The sequence below is a fragment of the Mycobacterium tuberculosis H37Rv genome, assembly GCF_000195955.2.
Classification (GTDB): Bacteria; Actinomycetota; Actinomycetes; order Mycobacteriales; family Mycobacteriaceae; genus Mycobacterium; species Mycobacterium tuberculosis.
In genome coordinates this window covers 2,816,882-2,835,780 of record NC_000962.3, presented here as the reverse complement: position 1 = coordinate 2,835,780, position 18,899 = coordinate 2,816,882, and the positions used below count along the sequence as shown (strand labels likewise).

Genomic DNA, 18,899 nt, shown 5'->3' with positions numbered 1-18,899 from the left:
AACCTCTTCCCCGCTGTCCACATGCAGCGTAGCTATTGCACGCGCCTACAACCCAATTTTCTGCGGCTTCCCCGGCTGTCTCGTCGAGCTATCCCCGTGGCTCCGATCCGATCCGCTGCCCAAATCCGGTAACCGGCGTGCACCTTCCGAATACGGAAATCGTCGCCCAACGGGACAGCTGCGGCTGGTGCATCCGAAATAACGCGTTGACCTGTGCGCCGTCAGGGTTTCGAACCCCGGACCCGCTGATTAAGAGTCAGCTGCTCTACCAACTGAGCTAACGGCGCCTCGATTACCTAGCCAAGGCACATTAACAGGCCTTGCGCTCTCGCGTGAAATCTCACACTGAACTTGGTATCAGCATCGCAGCGTGGCGGCCAGTCAGGACCTAGACTACAGCCGAGTCTAGCTCGGTCACGACGCAGTGGGGGAGGTGAGGGAAGGCATGCCAAAGGTGGGGATTGCAGCTCAGGCGGGTAGGACCAGGGTTCGGAGAGCCTGGTTAACCGCGCTGATGATGACCGCCGTGATGATCGGTGCCGTCGCATGCGGCAGCGGCCGCGGACCCGCACCGATCAAGGTCATCGCGGACAAGGGCACGCCGTTCGCCGATCTGCTGGTGCCCAAGCTCACCGCGTCGGTCACCGACGGCGCCGTCGGCGTCACCGTGGATGCACCGGTGTCGGTGACCGCCGCCGACGGTGTGCTGGCGGCCGTCACCATGGTCAACGACAACGGCAGGCCGGTGGCCGGTCGACTCAGCCCCGACGGACTGCGCTGGTCGACCACTGAGCAGCTCGGCTACAACAGGCGCTACACGCTGAACGCGACGGCGCTTGGACTGGGTGGCGCGGCGACCCGCCAGCTGACCTTCCAGACCAGTTCCCCCGCGCACCTGACCATGCCCTACGTCATGCCCGGTGATGGGGAGGTCGTGGGTGTCGGCGAGCCGGTGGCGATCCGATTCGACGAGAACATCGCTGACCGGGGCGCGGCCGAGAAGGCCATCAAGATCACCACCAACCCGCCCGTGGAGGGCGCGTTCTACTGGCTGAATAACCGTGAAGTGCGTTGGCGCCCAGAGCATTTCTGGAAGCCAGGTACGGCCGTTGATGTGGCGGTCAACACCTACGGCGTCGACTTGGGCGAGGGAATGTTCGGCGAGGACAACGTGCAGACGCACTTCACCATCGGCGACGAGGTGATCGCGACCGCCGACGACAACACCAAGATACTGACCGTGCGGGTGAATGGCGAGGTCGTAAAGTCCATGCCGACGTCGATGGGCAAGGACAGCACCCCGACGGCCAACGGCATATACATCGTCGGCTCGCGGTACAAGCACATCATCATGGACTCGTCCACCTACGGCGTACCCGTCAACTCGCCCAACGGATATCGCACCGATGTCGACTGGGCCACCCAGATCTCCTACAGCGGTGTCTTCGTGCACTCAGCGCCGTGGTCGGTGGGGGCTCAGGGCCACACCAACACCAGCCATGGCTGCCTGAACGTCAGCCCGAGCAACGCGCAGTGGTTCTACGACCATGTCAAGCGCGGCGACATCGTCGAGGTGGTCAATACCGTGGGTGGCACCCTGCCGGGGATCGACGGGCTCGGCGATTGGAACATTCCGTGGGACCAGTGGCGCGCCGGTAACGCCAAGGCGTAAGCGCGCCGCGAGGAACGCCAGACAACCAACAGCGCCTGATACACGCCCTGCAACGACCGCATGGTTCGTTGTACGACGATGACATCCGATGGCCGCAGTGCCCAACCGCGCGGACCATGACGACACTCGGGTGTTCCTTCGCGACTGGGAGAACCACTGAGACCGGGTGAAGCCCAGCCGGTCGGCGATCATGAGGCCAGCCGGGGCGAGCTCGCGCGAAGCCGTGATCATCGGAGCACCCACTCACTGGCTACATCGCTCAAATATTCGAATGAGTCCGGCTAAAACCTTTACGATGTCGCGTCTTGCCATTACTCTTGACACATCGCAAGTGTTGGGGAGACGATGTGAACAGCGCAATCATCAAGATCGCGAAGTGGGCGCAATCGCAACAATGGACGGTTGAGGATGACGCCAGCGGCTACACCCGCTTCTACAACCCCCAGGGCGTCTATATTGCTCGGTTTCCGGCAACACCTAGCAACGAGTACCGCCGGATGCGAGACCTATTGGGCGCGTTGAAGAAAGCGGGCCTGACGTGGCCACCGCCGAGCAAGAAGGAACGGCGGGCACAGCACAGGAAGGAAGGCGCACAGTGACAGCCGACTGGGTCGTCACCTTCACGTTTGATGCTGACCCTTCGATGGAGACCATGGACGCCTGGGAGACGCAGCTCGAGGGCTTCGACGCACTGGTATCTCGGGTCCCAGGACACGGCATTGACGTCACGGTCTATGCGCCCGGCGATTGGAGTGTGTTCGACGCGCTCGCCAAGATGGCTGGCGAGGTTATGCCGGTAGTTCAAGCCAAGAGTCCCATTGCTGTGCAGATCATTAGCGAGCCAGAGCATCGTCTGCGCGCTGAGGCGTTCACAACGCCCGAGTTGATGTCTGCGGCTGAGATCGCGGATGAGTTGGGGGTTTCGCGTCAGAGGGTGCACCAATTGAGGTCGACAGCAGGGTTTCCCGCTCCGTTGGCAGATTTGCGTGGAGGCGCGGTGTGGGATGCGGCAGCGGTGCGCAGGTTTGCGGAGACCTGGGAGCGAAAGCCCGGTCGGCCGCATACCGGGACTGCCAAGTTCGCGTACTCGTGGGCGGTGGGACCGGCGGTCGGCAGGTCCGGTAAGGCACCTAACGTCCGGTGGCGTGTCGAGAACCCAGACAAAATCCGCTTTGTGTTGCGCAACATCGGCGACGATATCGCAGAAGATGTCGAGATTGACCTCTCGCGAATCGATGCGATCACTCGAAATGTCCCGAAGAAGACGGTGATTCGCCCCGGAGAGGGGCTCAACATGGTCTTGATAGCGGCTTGGGGCCATCCCCTTCCAAATCAGCTATACGTCCGTTGGGCTGGACAGGACGAGTGGGCGGCCGTCCCGTTGCACCCTGCTCACTAGTTCGTAAGGCGTTACACCGCAGCCGGTCTCACGGCACACCGTCCCAGACGCCGAACGCGGCGAGTACCGTCTCGCCAGGTTGCGGGGGAGCGGTTAATCGGCTGGTCGGGAACCAAGCGTGGGTATCGGCCATCCAATGTGGGTGGGGTGGTGCATCATCATTGCCATGCGGTCGATTCCCGCTTCGGTGGAGAGCTCGGTGCTCCGTTGGGCTCGCGAGTCGTGTGGCCTGACCGAGGTAGCCGCGGCCCGCAAACTCGGCCTGCCTGATGATCGCGTCGCGGCTTGGGAGGTGGGCGAGGTTGTGCCAACCATCGCGCAGCTGCGCAAGGCCGCCGAGGTCTACAAGCGCTCGCTGGCGGTGTTCTTCCTGTCCGAGCCGCCCGAGGGGTTTGACACCTTACGCGACTTCCGACGATTGGACGGTGCCGCGTCGGGTCAATGGACGCCGGGGCTTCACGAGGAGTTCCGTCGCGCACACACGCAACGCGACTTCGCGCTAGAGCTGGCCGACGCCGAGGACCGGGAGATACCGGGCGCCTGGCGTTTGCCCCTATCCGGCGACGAGGCCGACGCGGATATCGCGGCACGAATCCGCAAGGCCTTGATCGAGGTCAGCCCGTTGCCTATCCCCGTGGCCTCGGTTGACCCTTACGAGCATCTGAACGCCTGGGTGTCGGCCATCGAAACGTCCGGCGTTCTGGTGCTCGCGACCCGCGGCGGCAAGGTCGCTATCGACGAGATGCGCGGTATGTGTCTGTATTTCGACGAATTGCCGGTGATCGTGCTCAATGGCAGCGACCACCCCCGCCCTCGCCTGTTCTCGCTGCTGCATGAGTTCGTGCACGTGGTGCTGCACACCGAGGGCTTGTGTGACGTGATCGCCGATGCTCATCCGAGCACCCAGGACCGATCGCTGGAGGCTCGATGCAACGCGATCGCCGCCGCTGTGCTGATGCCTGCCGACGTGGTGCGAGCGCGGCCGGAGGTCATCGTTCGCAGCGAGACTCCGTCTTCGTGGGATTACGAATCGCTGCGGCCGGTCGCGGCGCATTTTGGCGTGAGTGCCGAGGCGTTCCTGCGGCGGCTAAGCACGCTTGGAATCGTGCCGGTCGAGGTCTACCGACAGCGCCGCGCCGAGTTCATCGCGGCTCACGAGGACGAGGCCGAACGGGCTCGATCGGCTGGGGGCGGCAACTGGTACCGCAATACCGTCCGAGACCTCGGTAAGGGCTACGTGCGGGCGGTGACCGACGCCCACCGCCGCCGCGTCATCGACAGCAACACCGCTGCGATCTACCTCGACGCCAAGGTCAGCCAGATTCCGAAGTTGGCTGAGTCAGCCGAACTGCGGAGCGTGGTCTAACCGCTGTGCTCTATTCCTTCGATACCAGCGCCATCCTGAACGGACGGCGTGATCTGTTTCGGCCAGCGGTGTTTCGCAGTCTGTGGGGCCGGGTTGAGGATGCGATCAGCGCCGGTCAGATCAGGTCGGTCGATGAGGTTCAGCGCGAACTCGCCAGGCGTGATGATGACGCGAAGCGGTGGGCGGACGGGCAAACTGGCTTGTTCTGTCCTCTGGATGAACAGATCCAGCAGGCGGCGCGGCACATCTTGCGGTTGCACCCGAACATGGTCCGGCAGGGTGGCAGGCGAAGCGCCGCCGACCCGTTCGTCATCGCGCTCGCGATGGTGAACAACGCCACGGTGGTTACCCAGGAGACTGCGAGCGGCAATATCGAAAAGCCGCGCATCCCCGATGTCTGCGACGCTCTTGGCGTGCCGTGGCTAACTCTGATGGGCTATATCGAGGCGCAGGGATGGACTTTCTGAGAGCTTCTGGCCGCGCCGCTGGGCTGTCACTTCATCCGCTTCAGCCTGCGGACAGCAGCCACGTCTGTACTCTGCGACGCCCATCACCCGGCTGGAGGACCTTGCCGGCGCCCATGCCGACAGGCCTAACGACATGCTCTCGGGTGCTACCCGAAGATCGGAGAATCTTGGTCCTCACAAGTGTTTCGTTTCGTGGTGCGTTCTCCGGCCGGCCGACGTCGAGTGACGCTTCGGTGCGCCATTCTTGCCTATCCAGGTTCGTAGCCGTCGCCGATCCTTCGTTCATCGCCTGGTTAGGACTCTGGCCCGGCGAATCCAAAGAATTCCAGCTCCTCATCGTCGTCTGGCCCCGTGCAGGTGATGCGGATCCATCCCGGCGACCGCTGCGAAGTCTCAGGGATATTGCCGAATCCAGCCAGGAGTGTGGGCCCTTCCGGGTCGCCCACTCTCGGCTCGATTTGGCTGGCGTAGAAGGTGTAACCCGGTAGCGTCCGGAAGACGAACGGCACCTTCCCGCCGCGAATACGTGGAGTATCGACCGCTTCCGGGCCCACCGGTCCAGGACGGCCTCCACCACCCAGGATCTCCGGTTGCTCTCGGCGCGCCGCGAAATTGAGAAACCCCGCCGGATTTTCCCCACCCGAACTTATGGCCCGCGTGACCGTGAAGGTTATGTCCGGCAGGCTGTCGAGCTTGAATGCTGCGATGTCGTCCACCTTGTTTCTCTCTGTTGTGGCTTAGCCAAGCTCGTCGCGGCGATTCATTCGGTCAATGTGGCCATATATCTGGTTGCTATCGATGATGGACAGCGTTGCACAGTTTCGTTTGCCGCAGAGGCAGCCGTGCCCGGTTGACTGATGATAGCGGCCGAGCTTTTCGAACTCTCTTAACACGGCATCGTGAGACCTAAACGCAGCCAGCATCTTTGCCTTGTAGTCATCGGCGCGGAGTTACGTCCAGGGGTGTGGTGTACGGGCAGGTAAGGCCGGTGGGCGTGTCGTAGCCCAGTAGTGGGCGGTCATCGCGTGATCCTTCGAAACGACCAGCAAAAGTCAATCGAAGGAAATGACGCAATGACCTCTTCTCATCTTATCGACACCGAGCAGCTTCTGGCTGACCAACTCGCACAGGCGAGCCCGGATCTGCTGCGCGGGCTGCTCTCGACGTTCATCGCCGCCTTGATGGGGGCTGAAGCCGACGCCCTGTGCGGGGCGGGCTACCGCGAACGCAGCGATGAGCGGTCCAATCAGCGCAACGGCTACCGCCACCGTGATTTCGACACCCGTGCCGCAACCATCGACGTCGCGATCCCCAAGCTGCGCCAGGGCAGCTATTTCCCGGACTGGCTGCTGCAGCGCCGCAAGCGAGCTGAACGCGCACTGACCAGCGTGGTGGCGACCTGCTACCTGCTGGGAGTATCCACTCGCCGGATGGAGCGCCTGGTCGAAACACTTGGTGTGACAAAGCTTTCCAAGTCGCAAGTGTCGATCATGGCCAAAGAGCTCGACGAAGCCGTAGAGGCGTTTCGGACCCGCCCGCTCGATGCCGGCCCGTATACCTTCCTCGCCGCCGACGCCCTGGTGCTCAAGGTGCGCGAGGCAGGCCGCGTCGTCGGAGTGCACACCTTGATCGCCACCGGCGTCAACGCCGAGGGCTACCGAGAGATCCTGGGCATCCAGGTCACCTCCGCCGAGGACGGGGCCGGCTGGCTGGCGTTCTTCCGCGACCTGGTCGCCCGCGGCCTGTCCGGGGTCGCGCTGGTCACCAGCGACGCCCACGCCGGCCTGGTGGCCGCGATCGGCGCCACCCTGCCCGCAGCGGCCTGGCAGCGCTGCAGAACCCACTACGCAGCCAATCTGATGGCAGCCACCCCGAAGCCCTCCTGGCCGTGGGTGCGCACCCTGCTGCACTCCATCTACGACCAGCCCGACGCCGAATCAGTTGTTGCCCAATATGATCGGGTACTCGACGCTCTGACCGACAAACTCCCCGCGGTGGCCGAGCACCTCGACACCGCCCGCACCGACCTGCTGGCGTTCACCGCCTTCCCCAAGCAGATCTGGCGCCAAATCTGGTCCAACAACCCCCAGGAACGCCTCAACCGAGAGGTACGACGCCGAACCGACGTCGTGGGCATCTTCCCCGACCGCGCCTCGATCATCCGCCTCGTCGGAGCCGTCCTCGCCGAACAACACGACGAATGGATCGAAGGACGGCGCTACCTGGGCCTCGAGGTCCTCACCCGAGCCCGAGCAGCACTGACCAGCACCGAAGAACCCGCCAAGCAGCAAACCACCAACACCCCAGCACTGACCACCTAGACTGCCACCCGAAGGATCACGCGAGGAACCTTCACTCGTACACCACGTCCCTGGCCTTGGCCCGGCGCGGTCCAGCGCAGCGTGGAGTTCGTCCACCGTCTCGCCCCAACGGATGCGGACCTCCTCTTCGTGGTCTTGCGCCATCTTGACCGGCTGGCCTTGGTGCTCGTTACAGATGCGACAGCGCCACCCACGGACGAGTCCGTATGGGTTGCGAATCGCTGACGCGAGCTGTTTAGGAACACAGAGCTCGCAGCACTCGCATACGACCTTGTCGGCTGACGCAGAAGCGCTCATCCTGGTCTAGCTGGTTGGGGTCTCAAACGTCCTGCACATCAACCATGGCACGAAACACCGAGTGAGTCCGAACAAGCCACGCCGGAGGTGCGATAGTTGCGCGGCAGGCAAATAGACCGGGCAAACCGACACCTGCCAAGGCCCTGGCGACGGGGAACATGCTGTCCGATGGCAGTTTGACCGGCGGGTGTTGGAGCGGGCGGCCAGGTGCAGTCGCGGCGAGTGGTCGAATTCGCCACAGGACCAGATCATAGACACGAAGGTTGCAGGTGCACGCCCTCGGCGGGGACAGCAAAGGGCCCAGGGCCATAAACACCCTGCCGCCCTGTTGGGGTGAGTGACGGGACTCGAACCCGCGACACCCAGGATCACAACCTGGTGCTCTACCAACTGAACTACACTCACCATGGCCGCCGGCCGCCCCCGCGGGGGCTAATGAGCGGCGACGTCGATATTAACCGCTCTGGGGCGCCTCGGCCGAATCTGTTTCTTCCTGCGCGCCCGCCCCGTCGGAAAGCTCGGCGACGACGGCCGCGATTTCGCTGGTAGAAGGGCCGGGCTGGGGCACGAACGCGGTGCGGCGGTAGAACCGCAGTTCGCGGATGGATTCGTGGATGTCGGCCAGCGCCCGGTGCGTCAGCCCCTTGGGCGGCTGGCCGAAGTAGATCCGCGGATACCAGCGCCGGCACAGTTCCTTGATCGAGCTGACGTCGATCATTCGGTAGTGCAGAAACGAGTCCAGCGTGGGCATGTCGCGGGCGATGAACGCGCGGTCGGTGGCGATCGAGTTGCCGGCCAGTGGGGCGGTCTTGGGCTGCTTGACGTGCTCGTTGATGTAGTCGAGCACCATGGCCTCGGCGGTCGCTAGGTCGACCGTGGATGCCTTCACCTCGTCGATCAGCCCCGACCGCGAGTGCATCTCGGCGACCACGTCGATCATGCCCGACAGCGCGGCGTCGTCGGCGTGCATCACCACGTCCACCCCGTCGCCGAGAATGTTCAGATCGGCATCGGTGACCAGGGCGGCTATCTCGATCAGCTTGTCCGAACCCAGATCGAGCCCGGTCATCTCGCAGTCGATCCACACCAGTTCGTCTTGCACAGCGCTCAGCGTAGGCGCATGCGAGCCGTCGCGGCTGTCTCCCCCGGGCAAGTAGTGTGATCCAGCTATGGGCACCGAATCGGCGGCCGGTGGACCTGGCGGGCCCGCGCAGCGGATCGCGGCGGGTTACACCGTCGAAGGCCAGGCCCTGCAGTTGGGCACCGTCGTCGTCGACGGCGAACCCGACCCGAGCGCGCAGATTCGCATTCCGCTGGCCACCGTCAACCGGCACGGTCTGGTCGCCGGGGCCACCGGAACCGGCAAGACCAAGACGCTGCAGCTGATCGCCGAACAGCTCAGTGCGGCGGGGGTGGCAGTGCTGATGGCCGACGTGAAGGGCGATTTGTCCGGTCTGGCCCGCCCGGGGGAGGCCGCCGACAAGACGGCCGCCCGTGCGAAAGACACCGGTGACGACTGGGTGCCGACGGCCTTCCCGGTGGAGTTCCTGTCGCTGGGTGCCAGTGGCGTCGGGGTTCCGGTGCGTGCGACCATCTCCAGCTTCGGCCCGATTCTGCTGGCAAAGGTGTTGGGGCTCAACGCTACCCAGGAATCTACACTGGGCCTGATCTTTCACTGGGCCGACCAACGAGGACTTCCGCTGCTGGACCTGAAGGATCTGCGGGCGGTCATTACCCATCTGACCAGTGATGAGGGCAAGGTAGAGCTGAAATCCCTTGGGGCGGTGTCGCCCACGACGGCCGGGGTCATCCTGCGGGCTTTGGTCAACCTGGAAGCCGAAGGTGCCGACACATTCTTCGGTGAGCCCGAACTGAGGCCCGAGGACCTGCTGCGCGTCGACAGCCAGGGTCGGGGCATCATCTCGTTGCTGGAGTTCGGGAGCCAGGCGTTGCGCCCGGCGATGTTCTCCACTTTTCTGATGTGGGTGCTGGCGGACCTGTTTACCTTCCTGCCCGAGGTGGGTGACCTGGACAAGCCCAAACTGGTGTTCTTTTTCGACGAGGCGCACCTGTTGTTCACCGATGCCTCGAAGGCCTTTCTCGAGCAGGTCGAGCAGACCGTGAAGCTGATCCGTTCCAAGGGTGTTGGGGTGTTCTTCTGCACCCAGCTGCCCACGGATCTACCCAACGATGTCCTCTCCCAGCTGGGAGCCCGAATTCAGCACGCGCTGCGCGCGTTTACCCCCGACGACCACAAGGCGCTGCGCAAGACCGTGCGCACCTACCCGAAAACCGATGTCTACGACTTGGAGTCCGCGCTGACGTCGCTGGGCACCGGCGAGGCCGTCGTCACCGTGCTATCGGAGAAGGGCGCACCGACGCCGGTCGCCTGGACCAGGATGCGAGCGCCACGGTCGCTGATGGCCGCGATCGGAGCCGAAGCGATTGGCGCCGCGGCCCAGGCAAGCTCGTTGCAGGCCGTATATGGCCAGACCATCGACCGCCCGTCAGCCCACGAGATACTGAGCGCCAAACTCGCGCCGGCGCAAGAGGCCCCGGCCCAGGAGGCCCCAGCCCCAAGGGGGCAGTACGATCCGCTGCCCTGGCCGGACGATTTTGAAGTTCCGCCGATGCCCGCTCCGGTGGAGCCGCAGGGCCCCGCGGTGTGGGAGGAGATACTCAAGAATCCGACCGTCAAGAGCGTCCTCAACACCACCGCACGCGAGATCACCCGCAGCATCTTCGGCACCGGGCGCCGCCGCCGGAAGTGATGCCTAGCTGCCCCCAAGCCTCTTGTAAAAGGCACCCACGATTGGCGCCACGATGGCGCGCGGAGCGTATTGGCTGGCCACCGACATCGCCTTTGACGTCAGACCCGGAACGACGCGCATCTTGTTGCGCTCCAAGGCATTCAGCGATACCCGGGCGGTGTGCTCCGTCGAGATCCACAGGAAGTCCGGCACCAGCTTCTCGACCAGTGACGCTTCGGAGGCATCCGGTAGCTCGGTGCGAACCGGGCCCGGGGCCAGCACCGTGACGTGCACGCCGGAGCCGCGTAGCTCACCGCGCAGAGATTCGCTGAAGGTGTTCACGAAGGCCTTGGTCGCGGCATAGGTGGCGTTGTAGGGAATCGGTGAATTGCCGGCCGCCGAACCAGAAATCAAGATGCCGCCGGCCTTGCGCTCGATCATGCCCGGCAACACCGCCAACGTAAGGTCGTGCACCGCCACGGCATTCAACTGCACCTGCGTCTTTTCGCCGGCAAGATCGAGCGATGCGATCGGGCCGAATGTCGCGGTACCCGCGTTGGCGCACAGGATCGAGATGGGCCGGGCAGCCAGCTCGTCGGCCAGTTTCGATCGTTCTTGCGGATCGGCCAGATCGGCCGGTCGCACGTCGACCGTGACGCGGTACTTGTCGGCCAGCCGGGCAGCCAACTCGGTCAACACGTCCTCGCGTCGTGCGGTGACGATCAGGTGGTGCCCGCGTGCGGCCAGTTCGGTGGCCAGCGCCGCGCCGATGTTCTGCGAAGCCCCGGTGACAACGGCACGTGCGTCGGGGCTGGGCGCGGGTATCGGCATGCGCCAATCGTAGACACGTAGCGATCGCGAGCGCGGCGGAGCCGGGCGCAGCGGGTCGCTGCCAAAAGCAATAAAGTGCCGGACATGAATAACCCGGGGTCGCGCGCGGGCACCCTCCTGCACTTCCGGGTGGTGGCGTGGGCCATGTGGGATTGCGGTTCCACCGGTCTGAACGCGATCGTGACAACCTTTGTGTTCTCCGTCTACCTGACCAGCGCCGTGGGTCAGGGTCTGCCGGGCGGCACCTCACCGGCGAGTTGGTTGGGTCGTGCGGGGGCGGTCGCCGGGTTGACCATCGGGGTGCTGGCGCCCGTCGTCGGCGTGTGGGTGGAGTCTCCGCACCGCCGTCGGGTGGCACTGTCTGTGCTGACCGGCACCGCGGTCGCGCTGACCTGCGCAATGTTCCTGATCCGCGACGACCCCCGCTACCTGTGGGCCGGGCTGGTTTTGCTCGCGGCCACCGCGGCGTCCAGCGATTTGTCCAGCGTTCCGTACAACGCGATGCTGCGCCAACTGTCCACACCCAGCACGGCGGGCCGGATCTCCGGCTTCGGTTGGGCGTCGGGCTATGTCGGCAGCGTCGCGCTCTTGCTGGTGATCTATCTGGGTTTCATGTCAGGTAGCGGTTCGCAGCGCGGCCTGCTGCAGCTACCCGTCGCGAACGGACTCAACGTGCGAATGGCGATGCTGGTTGCGGCGGCCTGGTTGGCGTTGCTGGGCCTGCCATTGTTGTTGGTCGCGCACCGACTACCCGATTCCGGTGCGGCGTCTCATCCTTCGACCGGCCTGCTGGGCGGCTACCGCAAGCTGTGGACGGAGATCAGCGCGGAGTGGCGGCGCGACCGCAACTTGGTCTACTTCCTGGTGGCCAGCGCGATATTCCGCGACGGGCTGGCGGCCATTTTCGCCTTCGGCGCGGTACTTGGCGTCAACGCATACGGGCTCACCCAGGCCGATGTCCTGATCTTTGGTGCGGCCGCAAGCGTGGTGGCTGCGGTGGGGGCCGTGCTGGGTGGGTTCGTCGACCACCGGATCGGGTCCAAACCGGTCATCGTCGGATCACTGGCCGCCATCATCGCCGCGGCGCTCACGTTGCTGACGTTGTCGGGCCCAACGGCGTTCTGGGCGTGCGGGCTGCTGTTGTGTGTGTTCATCGGGCCGGCGCAGTCGTCGGCACGCGCTCTGCTGCTGCATATGGCGCAGCACGGCAAGGAGGGTGTGGCCTTTGGGCTCTACACGATGACCGGCCGGGCGGTGTCGTTTCTGGGGCCGTGGTTGTTTTCGGTCTTCGTCGACGTGTTCCACACGGTCCGTGCCGGGCTCGGCGGCGTGTGCCTCGTGTTGACAACCGGCCTGCTGCTCATGCTGCGGGTACAGGTGTCGCGGCACGGCGGTGCGCTGACGACGGCGCAATCCTCCTAGCTGGGAGCGTCGCAGATGGTCAACCCCGCCCCGGTGCGCTGGCGTACCTGAACCCCGGCCACGGTGACCGAGCAGGTGACGTTGTGGCCGATGTTGACGATCGTGACGCTAGCGGGATGCAAGGACGACTTTGACAGGCTGACCTCTTTCCGCCACGGCAGGGCGACGTTGAACTCGGTCTGTATGACGTTGCCGCTATCCATGTACGTGATGCTGATTGCCCGGCCTTCCCCCGTGACGTCGTAGACAACGGTTTGCATCGCGCCGGCGACCGTCTCACTGGGCGTACCGGTCGTAGTTGTCGGTGCCGGTGCGGCGCTGGGTGAGGGTGGGGTCGGTGTGGTCGTGGTCGGACGTGTCGGGCTAGGCCCGGGCATGGGGGGTAACGGCTCGATCGCGGTTTGCTTTTTGACCGAGCCGTTGGCGATAACCAGTGCGATGACCAACGCGACGACGAGCAGCACGGCTGAGCCGGCGGCGAACCACAACCAGCGCGGCGTTCTCGGCCCTTGCGGTGGCGGGGGAGTCAGCCCGTCGGGGGGAAATCCGCCCGGTGGGGGCTGGTCGTATTGCCAGTACTGCGGCAGCTGTTGGGTCGGACTGGCCTCGTGGGGGCCTGGGGGCCACTGGGGAGGCCTTGGCGGGGGCCCTCCTGGAGACCACGGCGGGGAAACGTAACCGCCGTACGTGGATGCATACGGCGACTGGTCGGCGTAAGCCGGGTCGGCGGTCGGCGGATTGGGGGGAACCTGCGGTCCGGTCGGCCCGTACCCGGATAGAGGGGGACCAAACCGCTGGGGGCGACGTGGATCGTTCATGTCCACCTCATGGCATGCAGGGTACCCGCGCTGGGTGCGGGTGCGCTGATGTACCCGGCGACATCGCAGCCTGGCGAGCTATAGACAACGATCCGCGGCCGATAGCGCGGCGACCGTCATCGCCCGTAGGACGGCGCGTGCACGCACCGTCCGTGCCGGCTTGCTGTCGGCCGCTTTCATGCTATGCGGGGTGGAGTTCAGCAGTCCGAACACGGCGTGGGCCATCAGCCGGGCGTCGGCTTCGGCCAGGCCTGGGTTCAGCTCGCGCAGCACCCCGACCCAGACCTCCACGTACTGTCGCTGGGCCTTACGCACCTGCCGCTCAGCGACGGCCGGCAGGTGCGCTAGGTCCCGGTCCTGGATCCGGATGAGGTCTGCTTCGCCGAGTGCGAAGTCAAGGTGAAACTCGATGAGGCCATCCAGTGCCGCGGCCAAGTTAGCGCTGCGGGTCGTCACATCGCGTGCGCCGGCAAGAAGTCGCGCACTGACGCCGACCAGCAATTCCACCAGCAGCGACTCTTTGTTGGGGAAGTGTCGGTAGATGGCCGGACCGCTGACGCCCGCGGCGGCGCCGATGTCCTCCAGTCGCACCGCCAGGAATCCTCGTTCGGCAAACAATCGTTCGGCGGCTGCCAAGAGTTGGAATCGTCGGTCGGACTTCAGCTGACTGCGACGATTTGTGGCCTCGGGCTGGCCGGGCCGACCGTCCGGGGCGGACGCTGTCACGACGGTCTCCGTACACGACTCATGCTGGACACTTCGGTTAATCGTCACTAACGTAGCACGAGCTATTCGATGTTAACGCGAGTCAGACATGCGGTAGGCACCAGGCGGAGGAACCGTGGCAGCCGCGGAAGTCGTAGACCCCAATCGGCTTTCCTATGATCGCGGTCCGAGTGCGCCATCATTGCTCGAGTCGACCATCGGCGCCAACCTCGCAGCGACCGCTGCCAGGTACGGACATCGGGAAGCACTCGTGGACATGGTGGCCCGGCGACGGTTCAATTACAGCGAACTGCTGACTGACGTGCACCGGCTGGCGACGGGGCTGGTGCGGGCGGGGATCGGCCCGGGCGATCGGGTCGGCATCTGGGCGCCGAACCGGTGGGAGTGGGTGCTCGTCCAGTACGCGACCGCTGAGATCGGCGCGATCCTAGTGACCATAAACCCCGCCTATCGGGTCCGCGAAGTGGAGTATGCGCTTAGGCAGTCCGGTGTCGCGATGGTGATTGCCGTAGCGAGTTTCAAGGATGCGGACTATGCCGCGATGCTGGCCGAGGTTGGGCCGCGATGCCCCGATCTGGCCGACGTGATTTTGCTGGAAAGCGATCGCTGGGACGCGCTGGCGGGTGCCGAGCCCGATCTGCCTGCGCTGCAGCAGACCGCGGCGAGGCTAGACGGCAGTGATCCGGTAAACATCCAATACACCTCCGGCACAACGGCATACCCGAAGGGTGTCACGCTAAGCCACCGCAATATCCTCAACAACGGCTACCTGGTGGGCGAGCTGCTCGGGTACACCGCACAAGATCGGATTTGCATCCCGGTGCCCTTCTACCACTGCTTCGGCATGGTAATGGGAAATCTGGCGGCCACCAGTCACGGGGCGGCCATGGTGATCCCGGCGCCGGGCTTTGACCCTGCGGCCACGCTGCGCGCGGTGCAGGACGAGCGATGCACCAGCTTGTACGGCGTGCCGACGATGTTCATCGCCGAGCTGGGCCTGCCGGACTTCACCGACTACGAACTGGGCAGTCTGCGCACCGGGATTATGGCCGGCGCCGCGTGCCCGGTCGAGGTGATGCGCAAGGTGATCTCACGCATGCATATGCCCGGGGTCTCGATCTGCTATGGAATGACCGAAACGTCACCGGTTTCCACGCAGACGCGCGCCGACGACTCGGTGGATCGACGGGTCGGCACGGTCGGTCGGGTGGGTCCACACCTTGAGATCAAGGTGGTGGATCCGGCCACGGGCGAGACGGTCCCGCGCGGGGTGGTCGGCGAGTTCTGCACGCGAGGCTATTCGGTGATGGCCGGGTACTGGAATGACCCGCAGAAGACTGCGGAGGTGATCGACGCCGACGGCTGGATGCACACCGGAGATCTGGCTGAGATGGACCCGTCCGGGTACGTGCGGATCGCCGGCCGGATCAAAGACCTCGTCGTCCGGGGCGGCGAGAACATCTCGCCGCGGGAGATCGAGGAACTCCTCCACACGCATCCCGATATTGTCGACGGTCACGTCATCGGGGTGCCCGACGCCAAATACGGCGAAGAGCTCATGGCGGTGGTCAAGCTGAGAAACGACGCGCCGGAACTGACCATCGAGCGGCTGCGCGAGTACTGCATGGGCCGCATCGCGCGATTCAAGATCCCGCGGTACCTGTGGATCGTCGACGAGTTCCCGATGACCGTCACCGGCAAAGTACGCAAAGTGGAGATGCGACAACAGGCGCTCGAATACCTCCGCGGCCAACAGTGAGGTCCCTAGACGCACCGCGGGGGCAATGGTATTCTCACCTCAGTTAATGATAATTAACTGAAATGCTAGGAGGCTCTGCGGTATGGACAAGGTGGTGGCCACCGCCGCGGAGGCGGTCGCAGACATAGCCAACGGGTCGTCGCTTGCGGTTGGTGGATTCGGGCTTTGCGGCATCCCCGAAGCACTGATCGCAGCGTTGGTGGATAGCGGTGTCACCGACCTGGAAACAGTCTCGAACAACTGCGGAATCGACGGTGTTGGTCTGGGACTATTGTTGCAACACAAGCGAATTCGCCGGACAGTCTCCTCCTACGTGGGGGAGAACAAGGAGTTCGCCCGCCAGTTCCTCGCGGGCGAGCTCGAGGTGGAACTGACCCCGCAGGGCACGCTGGCCGAGCGGTTGCGGGCCGGAGGGATGGGCATACCGGCCTTCTATACACCGGCAGGGGTCGGTACCCAGGTCGCCGACGGCGGGTTGCCGTGGCGCTACGACGCCTCGGGCGGGGTGGCGGTGGTGTCGCCGGCCAAGGAGACTCGGGAGTTCGATGGTGTCACCTATGTCCTCGAGCGGGGGATCCGGACCGACTTCGCACTGGTGCATGCCTGGCAGGGGGACCGGCACGGCAACCTGATGTACCGCCACGCCGCGGCCAACTTCAACCCGGAGTGCGCATCCGCAGGCAGGATCACGATCGCCGAGGTCGAGCACTTGGTCGAGCCGGGTGAGATCGACCCTGCCACCGTACACACCCCGGGCGTGTTTGTGCACCGGGTGGTTCATGTGCCCAACCCCGCCAAGAAGATCGAGAGGGAGACGGTGCGGCAATGAGCGCCCCGGGCTGGAGCCGAGACGAGATGGCCGCACGGGTGGCCGCGGAGTTCGAAGACGGTCAGTATGTCAACCTTGGCATCGGCATGCCCACCCTGATTCCCAACCACATTCCCGACGGCGTCCATGTCGTCCTGCACTCGGAGAACGGCATCCTCGGCGTCGGCCCCTACCCGCGGCGGGAGGACGTGGATGCCGATTTGATCAACGCGGGCAAGGAGACGGTCACCACGCTGCCGGGTGCCGCATTCTTCAGCTCGTCGACTTCGTTCGGAATCATCCGCGGTGGCCACCTTGATGTCGCAGTGCTTGGCGCGATGCAGGTTTCGGTCACCGGTGACCTAGCCAACTGGATGATCCCCGGCAAGATGGTCAAGGGCATGGGCGGCGCGATGGATCTGGTACACGGCGCTCGCAAGGTGATCGTGATGATGGAGCACACCGCCAAGGACGGTAGCCCCAAGATCCTAGAGCGGTGCACATTGCCGTTGACCGGTGTGGGCTGCGTCGACCGCATTGTCACTGAACTCGCGGTCATCGATGTCTGCGCTGACGGCCTGCACCTGGTCCAGACCGCTCCTGGCGTGTCGGTCGACGAGGTAGTCGCGAAGACTCAACCGCCCCTTGTGCTTCGGGACCTGGCGACCCAGTGACCACCCCGTCGATAGCAATAGCCCCCTCGTTCGCCGACGAGCACCGCCGGCTGGTGGCGGAATTGAACAATAAGCTCGCCGCCGCCGCCCTGGGCGGCAACGAACGCGCCCGGAAACGCCACGTCAGCCGCGGCAAGCTGTTGCCCCGCGAACGGGTGGACCGCCTGCTCGACCCGGGCAGCCCTTTCCTCGAGCTGGCTCCGCTGGCCGCTGGCGGCATGTACGGCGACGAATCCCCGGGCGCGGGAATCATCACCGGGATCGGCCGGGTATCCGGACGCCAGTGCGTGATCGTCGCCAACGACGCGACGGTCAAGGGCGGTACCTACTACCCGATGACGGTCAAGAAGCACCTGCGCGCCCAGGAGGTCGCGCTGCAGAATATGCTGCCGTGCATCTATCTGGTCGACTCCGGCGGCGCCTTCCTGCCCCGCCAAGACGAGGTGTTTCCCGACCGCGAGCATTTCGGGCGGATCTTCTACAACCAGGCGACGATGAGCGCCAAGGGCATTCCGCAGGTGGCGGCGGTTCTCGGCTCCTGCACGGCGGGTGGCGCTTATGTGCCGGCGATGAGTGACGAGGCCGTCATCGTCCGTGAGCAGGGCACGATCTTCCTCGGCGGTCCGCCACTGGTGAAGGCGGCCACCGGCGAGATCGTCTCGGCCGAGGAACTTGGCGGTGGCGACTTGCACTCGCGCACGTCCGGTGTCACCGACCATCTGGCTGACGACGACGAGGACGCGCTGCGGATCGTGCGCGCGATCGCGGACACCTTCGGCCCGTGCGAACCCGCCCAATGGGATGTGCGCCGTTCGGTCGAGCCCAAGTACCCGCAGGCCGAGCTCTACGATGTGGTGCCCCCGGATCCCCGGGTCCCTTACGACGTTCATGAGGTCGTCGTGCGGATTGTTGACGGCAGCGAATTCAGCGAGTTCAAGGCTAAATACGGCAAGACTCTGGTGACTGCGTTTGCACGCGTCCACGGCCACCCGGTCGGGATCGTCGCCAACAACGGCGTGTTGTTCAGCGAATCCGCGCTCAAGGGAGCGCATTTCATCGAGCTGTGCGACAAACGCAAGATTCCGCTGCTGTTCCTGCAGAACATCGCCGGCTTCATGGTCGGCCGCGACTACGAGGCCGGCGGAATCGCCAAGCATGGCGCCAAGATGGTCACCGCGGTGGCCTGCGCGCGGGTGCCCAAGTTGACCGTGGTGATCGGCGGATCCTATGGTGCGGGTAACTATTCGATGTGCGGACGCGCGTACTCGCCCCGGTTCCTGTGGATGTGGCCGAACGCGCGGATCTCGGTGATGGGCGGTGAGCAGGCCGCGTCCGTGTTGGCGACCGTGCGCGGCGAGCAGCTGTCCGCGGCCGGCACACCCTGGTCACCCGACGAGGAGGAAGCGTTCAAGGCGCCCATCCGAGCGCAGTACGAAGACCAGGGTAACCCCTACTATTCAACTGCCCGGCTGTGGGATGACGGTATCATAGACCCTGCGGACACCAGAACGGTTGTTGGGCTTGCCCTTTCGTTGTGTGCCCACGCTCCGCTGGATCAGGTTGGCTACGGCGTCTTCCGGATGTGAGGC

The 18,899-nt window shown here is 64.7% G+C and carries 18 protein-coding genes, 2 tRNA genes and 1 other annotated feature; of the genes, 12 read left to right on the top strand and 8 right to left on the bottom strand.

The genetic code is table 11. The annotated features are described in order from the left end of the window. Positions 1-214: 214 nt before the first annotated feature. A tRNA-Lys gene (lysU, locus tag Rvnt30) sits at positions 215-287 on the bottom strand. A 158-nt stretch (positions 288-445) separates the two neighbouring features. Between lysU and ldtB the strand changes: the two genes are divergently transcribed. The 5 genes from ldtB to Rv2514c all read left to right on the top strand — a co-directional run bounded on the left by ldtB (position 446) and on the right by Rv2514c (position 4,904). Continuing rightward, positions 446-1,672, top strand: coding sequence for a L,D-transpeptidase LdtB (gene ldtB, locus Rv2518c; RefSeq protein ID NP_217034.1), 1,227 nt, complete (start codon positions 446-448; stop codon positions 1,670-1,672). A gap of 347 nt (positions 1,673-2,019) precedes the next feature. Further along, positions 2,020-2,271: a hypothetical protein gene (locus Rv2517c; RefSeq protein ID NP_217033.1), complete on the top strand. Its 252-nt coding sequence runs from the start codon at positions 2,020-2,022 to the stop codon at positions 2,269-2,271. Beyond that, complete coding sequence (locus Rv2516c; RefSeq protein NP_217032.2) at positions 2,268-3,071, top strand: hypothetical protein; 804 nt, start codon at positions 2,268-2,270, stop codon at positions 3,069-3,071. The genes Rv2517c and Rv2516c overlap by 4 nt, the downstream gene beginning before the upstream one ends. Positions 3,072-3,189: 118 nt before the next feature. After that, positions 3,190-4,437, top strand: a complete 1,248-nt coding sequence (locus tag Rv2515c; RefSeq protein ID NP_217031.1) for a hypothetical protein — start codon at positions 3,190-3,192, stop codon at positions 4,435-4,437. Between the two features lie 5 nt (positions 4,438-4,442). Next, on the top strand, positions 4,443-4,904 hold the full coding sequence (locus Rv2514c) for a hypothetical protein (protein NP_217030.1): 462 nt from the start codon (positions 4,443-4,445) through the stop codon (positions 4,902-4,904). Between the two features lie 293 nt (positions 4,905-5,197). Here Rv2514c and Rv2513 read toward each other — a convergent pair whose 3' ends face one another. Together Rv2513 and Rv2512a are read right to left on the bottom strand one after the other, a co-directional pair. After that, complete coding sequence (locus tag Rv2513) at positions 5,198-5,620, bottom strand: hypothetical protein (RefSeq protein ID NP_217029.1); 423 nt, start codon at positions 5,618-5,620, stop codon at positions 5,198-5,200. Between the two features lie 21 nt (positions 5,621-5,641). Further along, on the bottom strand, positions 5,642-5,827 hold the full coding sequence (locus tag Rv2512a) for a hypothetical protein (RefSeq protein ID YP_009030041.1): 186 nt from the start codon (positions 5,825-5,827) through the stop codon (positions 5,642-5,644). A gap of 15 nt (positions 5,828-5,842) precedes the next feature. Next, positions 5,843-7,292, top strand: a mobile genetic element (IS1081-3, len: 1450 nt. Insertion sequence IS1081.). On the opposite strand from Rv2512a, the gene Rv2512c reads away from it, so the two are divergent. Further along, positions 5,978-7,225 (top strand): insertion sequence element IS1081 transposase, encoded by a 1,248-nt coding sequence (locus Rv2512c; protein ID NP_217028.1) that lies wholly within the window; start codon positions 5,978-5,980, stop codon positions 7,223-7,225. (Overlaps the previous feature by 1,248 nt.) Positions 7,293-7,854: 562 nt before the next feature. Here Rv2512c and hisT read toward each other — a convergent pair. Next, positions 7,855-7,927, bottom strand: a tRNA-His gene (gene hisT / locus Rvnt29). A 49-nt stretch (positions 7,928-7,976) separates the two neighbouring features. Continuing rightward, entirely contained in the window at positions 7,977-8,624 is a 648-nt protein-coding gene (orn, locus tag Rv2511; protein ID NP_217027.1) for an oligoribonuclease, read from the bottom strand. 67 nt (positions 8,625-8,691) lie between these two features. Here orn and Rv2510c point away from each other — a divergent pair, with 67 nt between their 5' ends. Next, positions 8,692-10,293: a hypothetical protein gene (locus Rv2510c; protein ID NP_217026.1), complete on the top strand. Its 1,602-nt coding sequence runs from the start codon at positions 8,692-8,694 to the stop codon at positions 10,291-10,293. 3 nt (positions 10,294-10,296) lie between these two features. On the opposite strand, the gene Rv2509 is transcribed toward Rv2510c, so the two are convergent. After that, a complete protein-coding gene (locus Rv2509; protein NP_217025.1) occupies positions 10,297-11,103 on the bottom strand; it encodes a short-chain type dehydrogenase/reductase in 807 nt (268 codons plus the stop codon). 84 nt (positions 11,104-11,187) lie between these two features. Here Rv2509 and Rv2508c point away from each other — a divergent pair, with 84 nt between their 5' ends. Next, complete coding sequence (locus Rv2508c; protein ID NP_217024.1) at positions 11,188-12,525, top strand: integral membrane protein; 1,338 nt, start codon at positions 11,188-11,190, stop codon at positions 12,523-12,525. Here Rv2508c and Rv2507 read toward each other — a convergent pair. Together Rv2507 and Rv2506 are read right to left on the bottom strand one after the other, a co-directional pair. Next, complete coding sequence (locus tag Rv2507; RefSeq protein ID NP_217023.1) at positions 12,522-13,343, bottom strand: hypothetical protein; 822 nt, start codon at positions 13,341-13,343, stop codon at positions 12,522-12,524. The genes Rv2508c and Rv2507 overlap by 4 nt on opposite strands. Positions 13,344-13,421: 78 nt before the next feature. After that, positions 13,422-14,069 carry a TetR family transcriptional regulator gene (locus tag Rv2506; protein NP_217022.1) on the bottom strand — a complete coding sequence of 216 codons (648 nt, stop codon included), beginning with the start codon at positions 14,067-14,069 and terminating at the stop codon, positions 13,422-13,424. Between the two features lie 115 nt (positions 14,070-14,184). On the opposite strand from Rv2506, the gene fadD35 reads away from it, so the two are divergent. From fadD35 to accD1, 4 genes are all read left to right on the top strand, one after another. Then, a complete protein-coding gene (fadD35, locus tag Rv2505c) occupies positions 14,185-15,828 on the top strand; it encodes a fatty-acid--CoA ligase FadD35 (protein NP_217021.1) in 1,644 nt (547 codons plus the stop codon). A gap of 82 nt (positions 15,829-15,910) precedes the next feature. Next, positions 15,911-16,657, top strand: a complete 747-nt coding sequence (gene scoA, locus Rv2504c) for a succinyl-CoA:3-ketoacid-CoA transferase subunit A (RefSeq protein NP_217020.1) — start codon at positions 15,911-15,913, stop codon at positions 16,655-16,657. Further along, on the top strand, positions 16,654-17,310 hold the full coding sequence (scoB, locus tag Rv2503c) for a succinyl-CoA:3-ketoacid-CoA transferase subunit B (protein ID NP_217019.1): 657 nt from the start codon (positions 16,654-16,656) through the stop codon (positions 17,308-17,310). The genes scoA and scoB overlap by 4 nt, the downstream gene beginning before the upstream one ends. Further along, positions 17,307-18,896, top strand: a complete 1,590-nt coding sequence (gene accD1 / locus Rv2502c; protein ID NP_217018.1) for an acetyl-/propionyl-CoA carboxylase subunit beta — start codon at positions 17,307-17,309, stop codon at positions 18,894-18,896. Before scoB ends, accD1 begins: the two co-directional genes overlap by 4 nt. Positions 18,897-18,899: the final 3 nt, after the last annotated feature.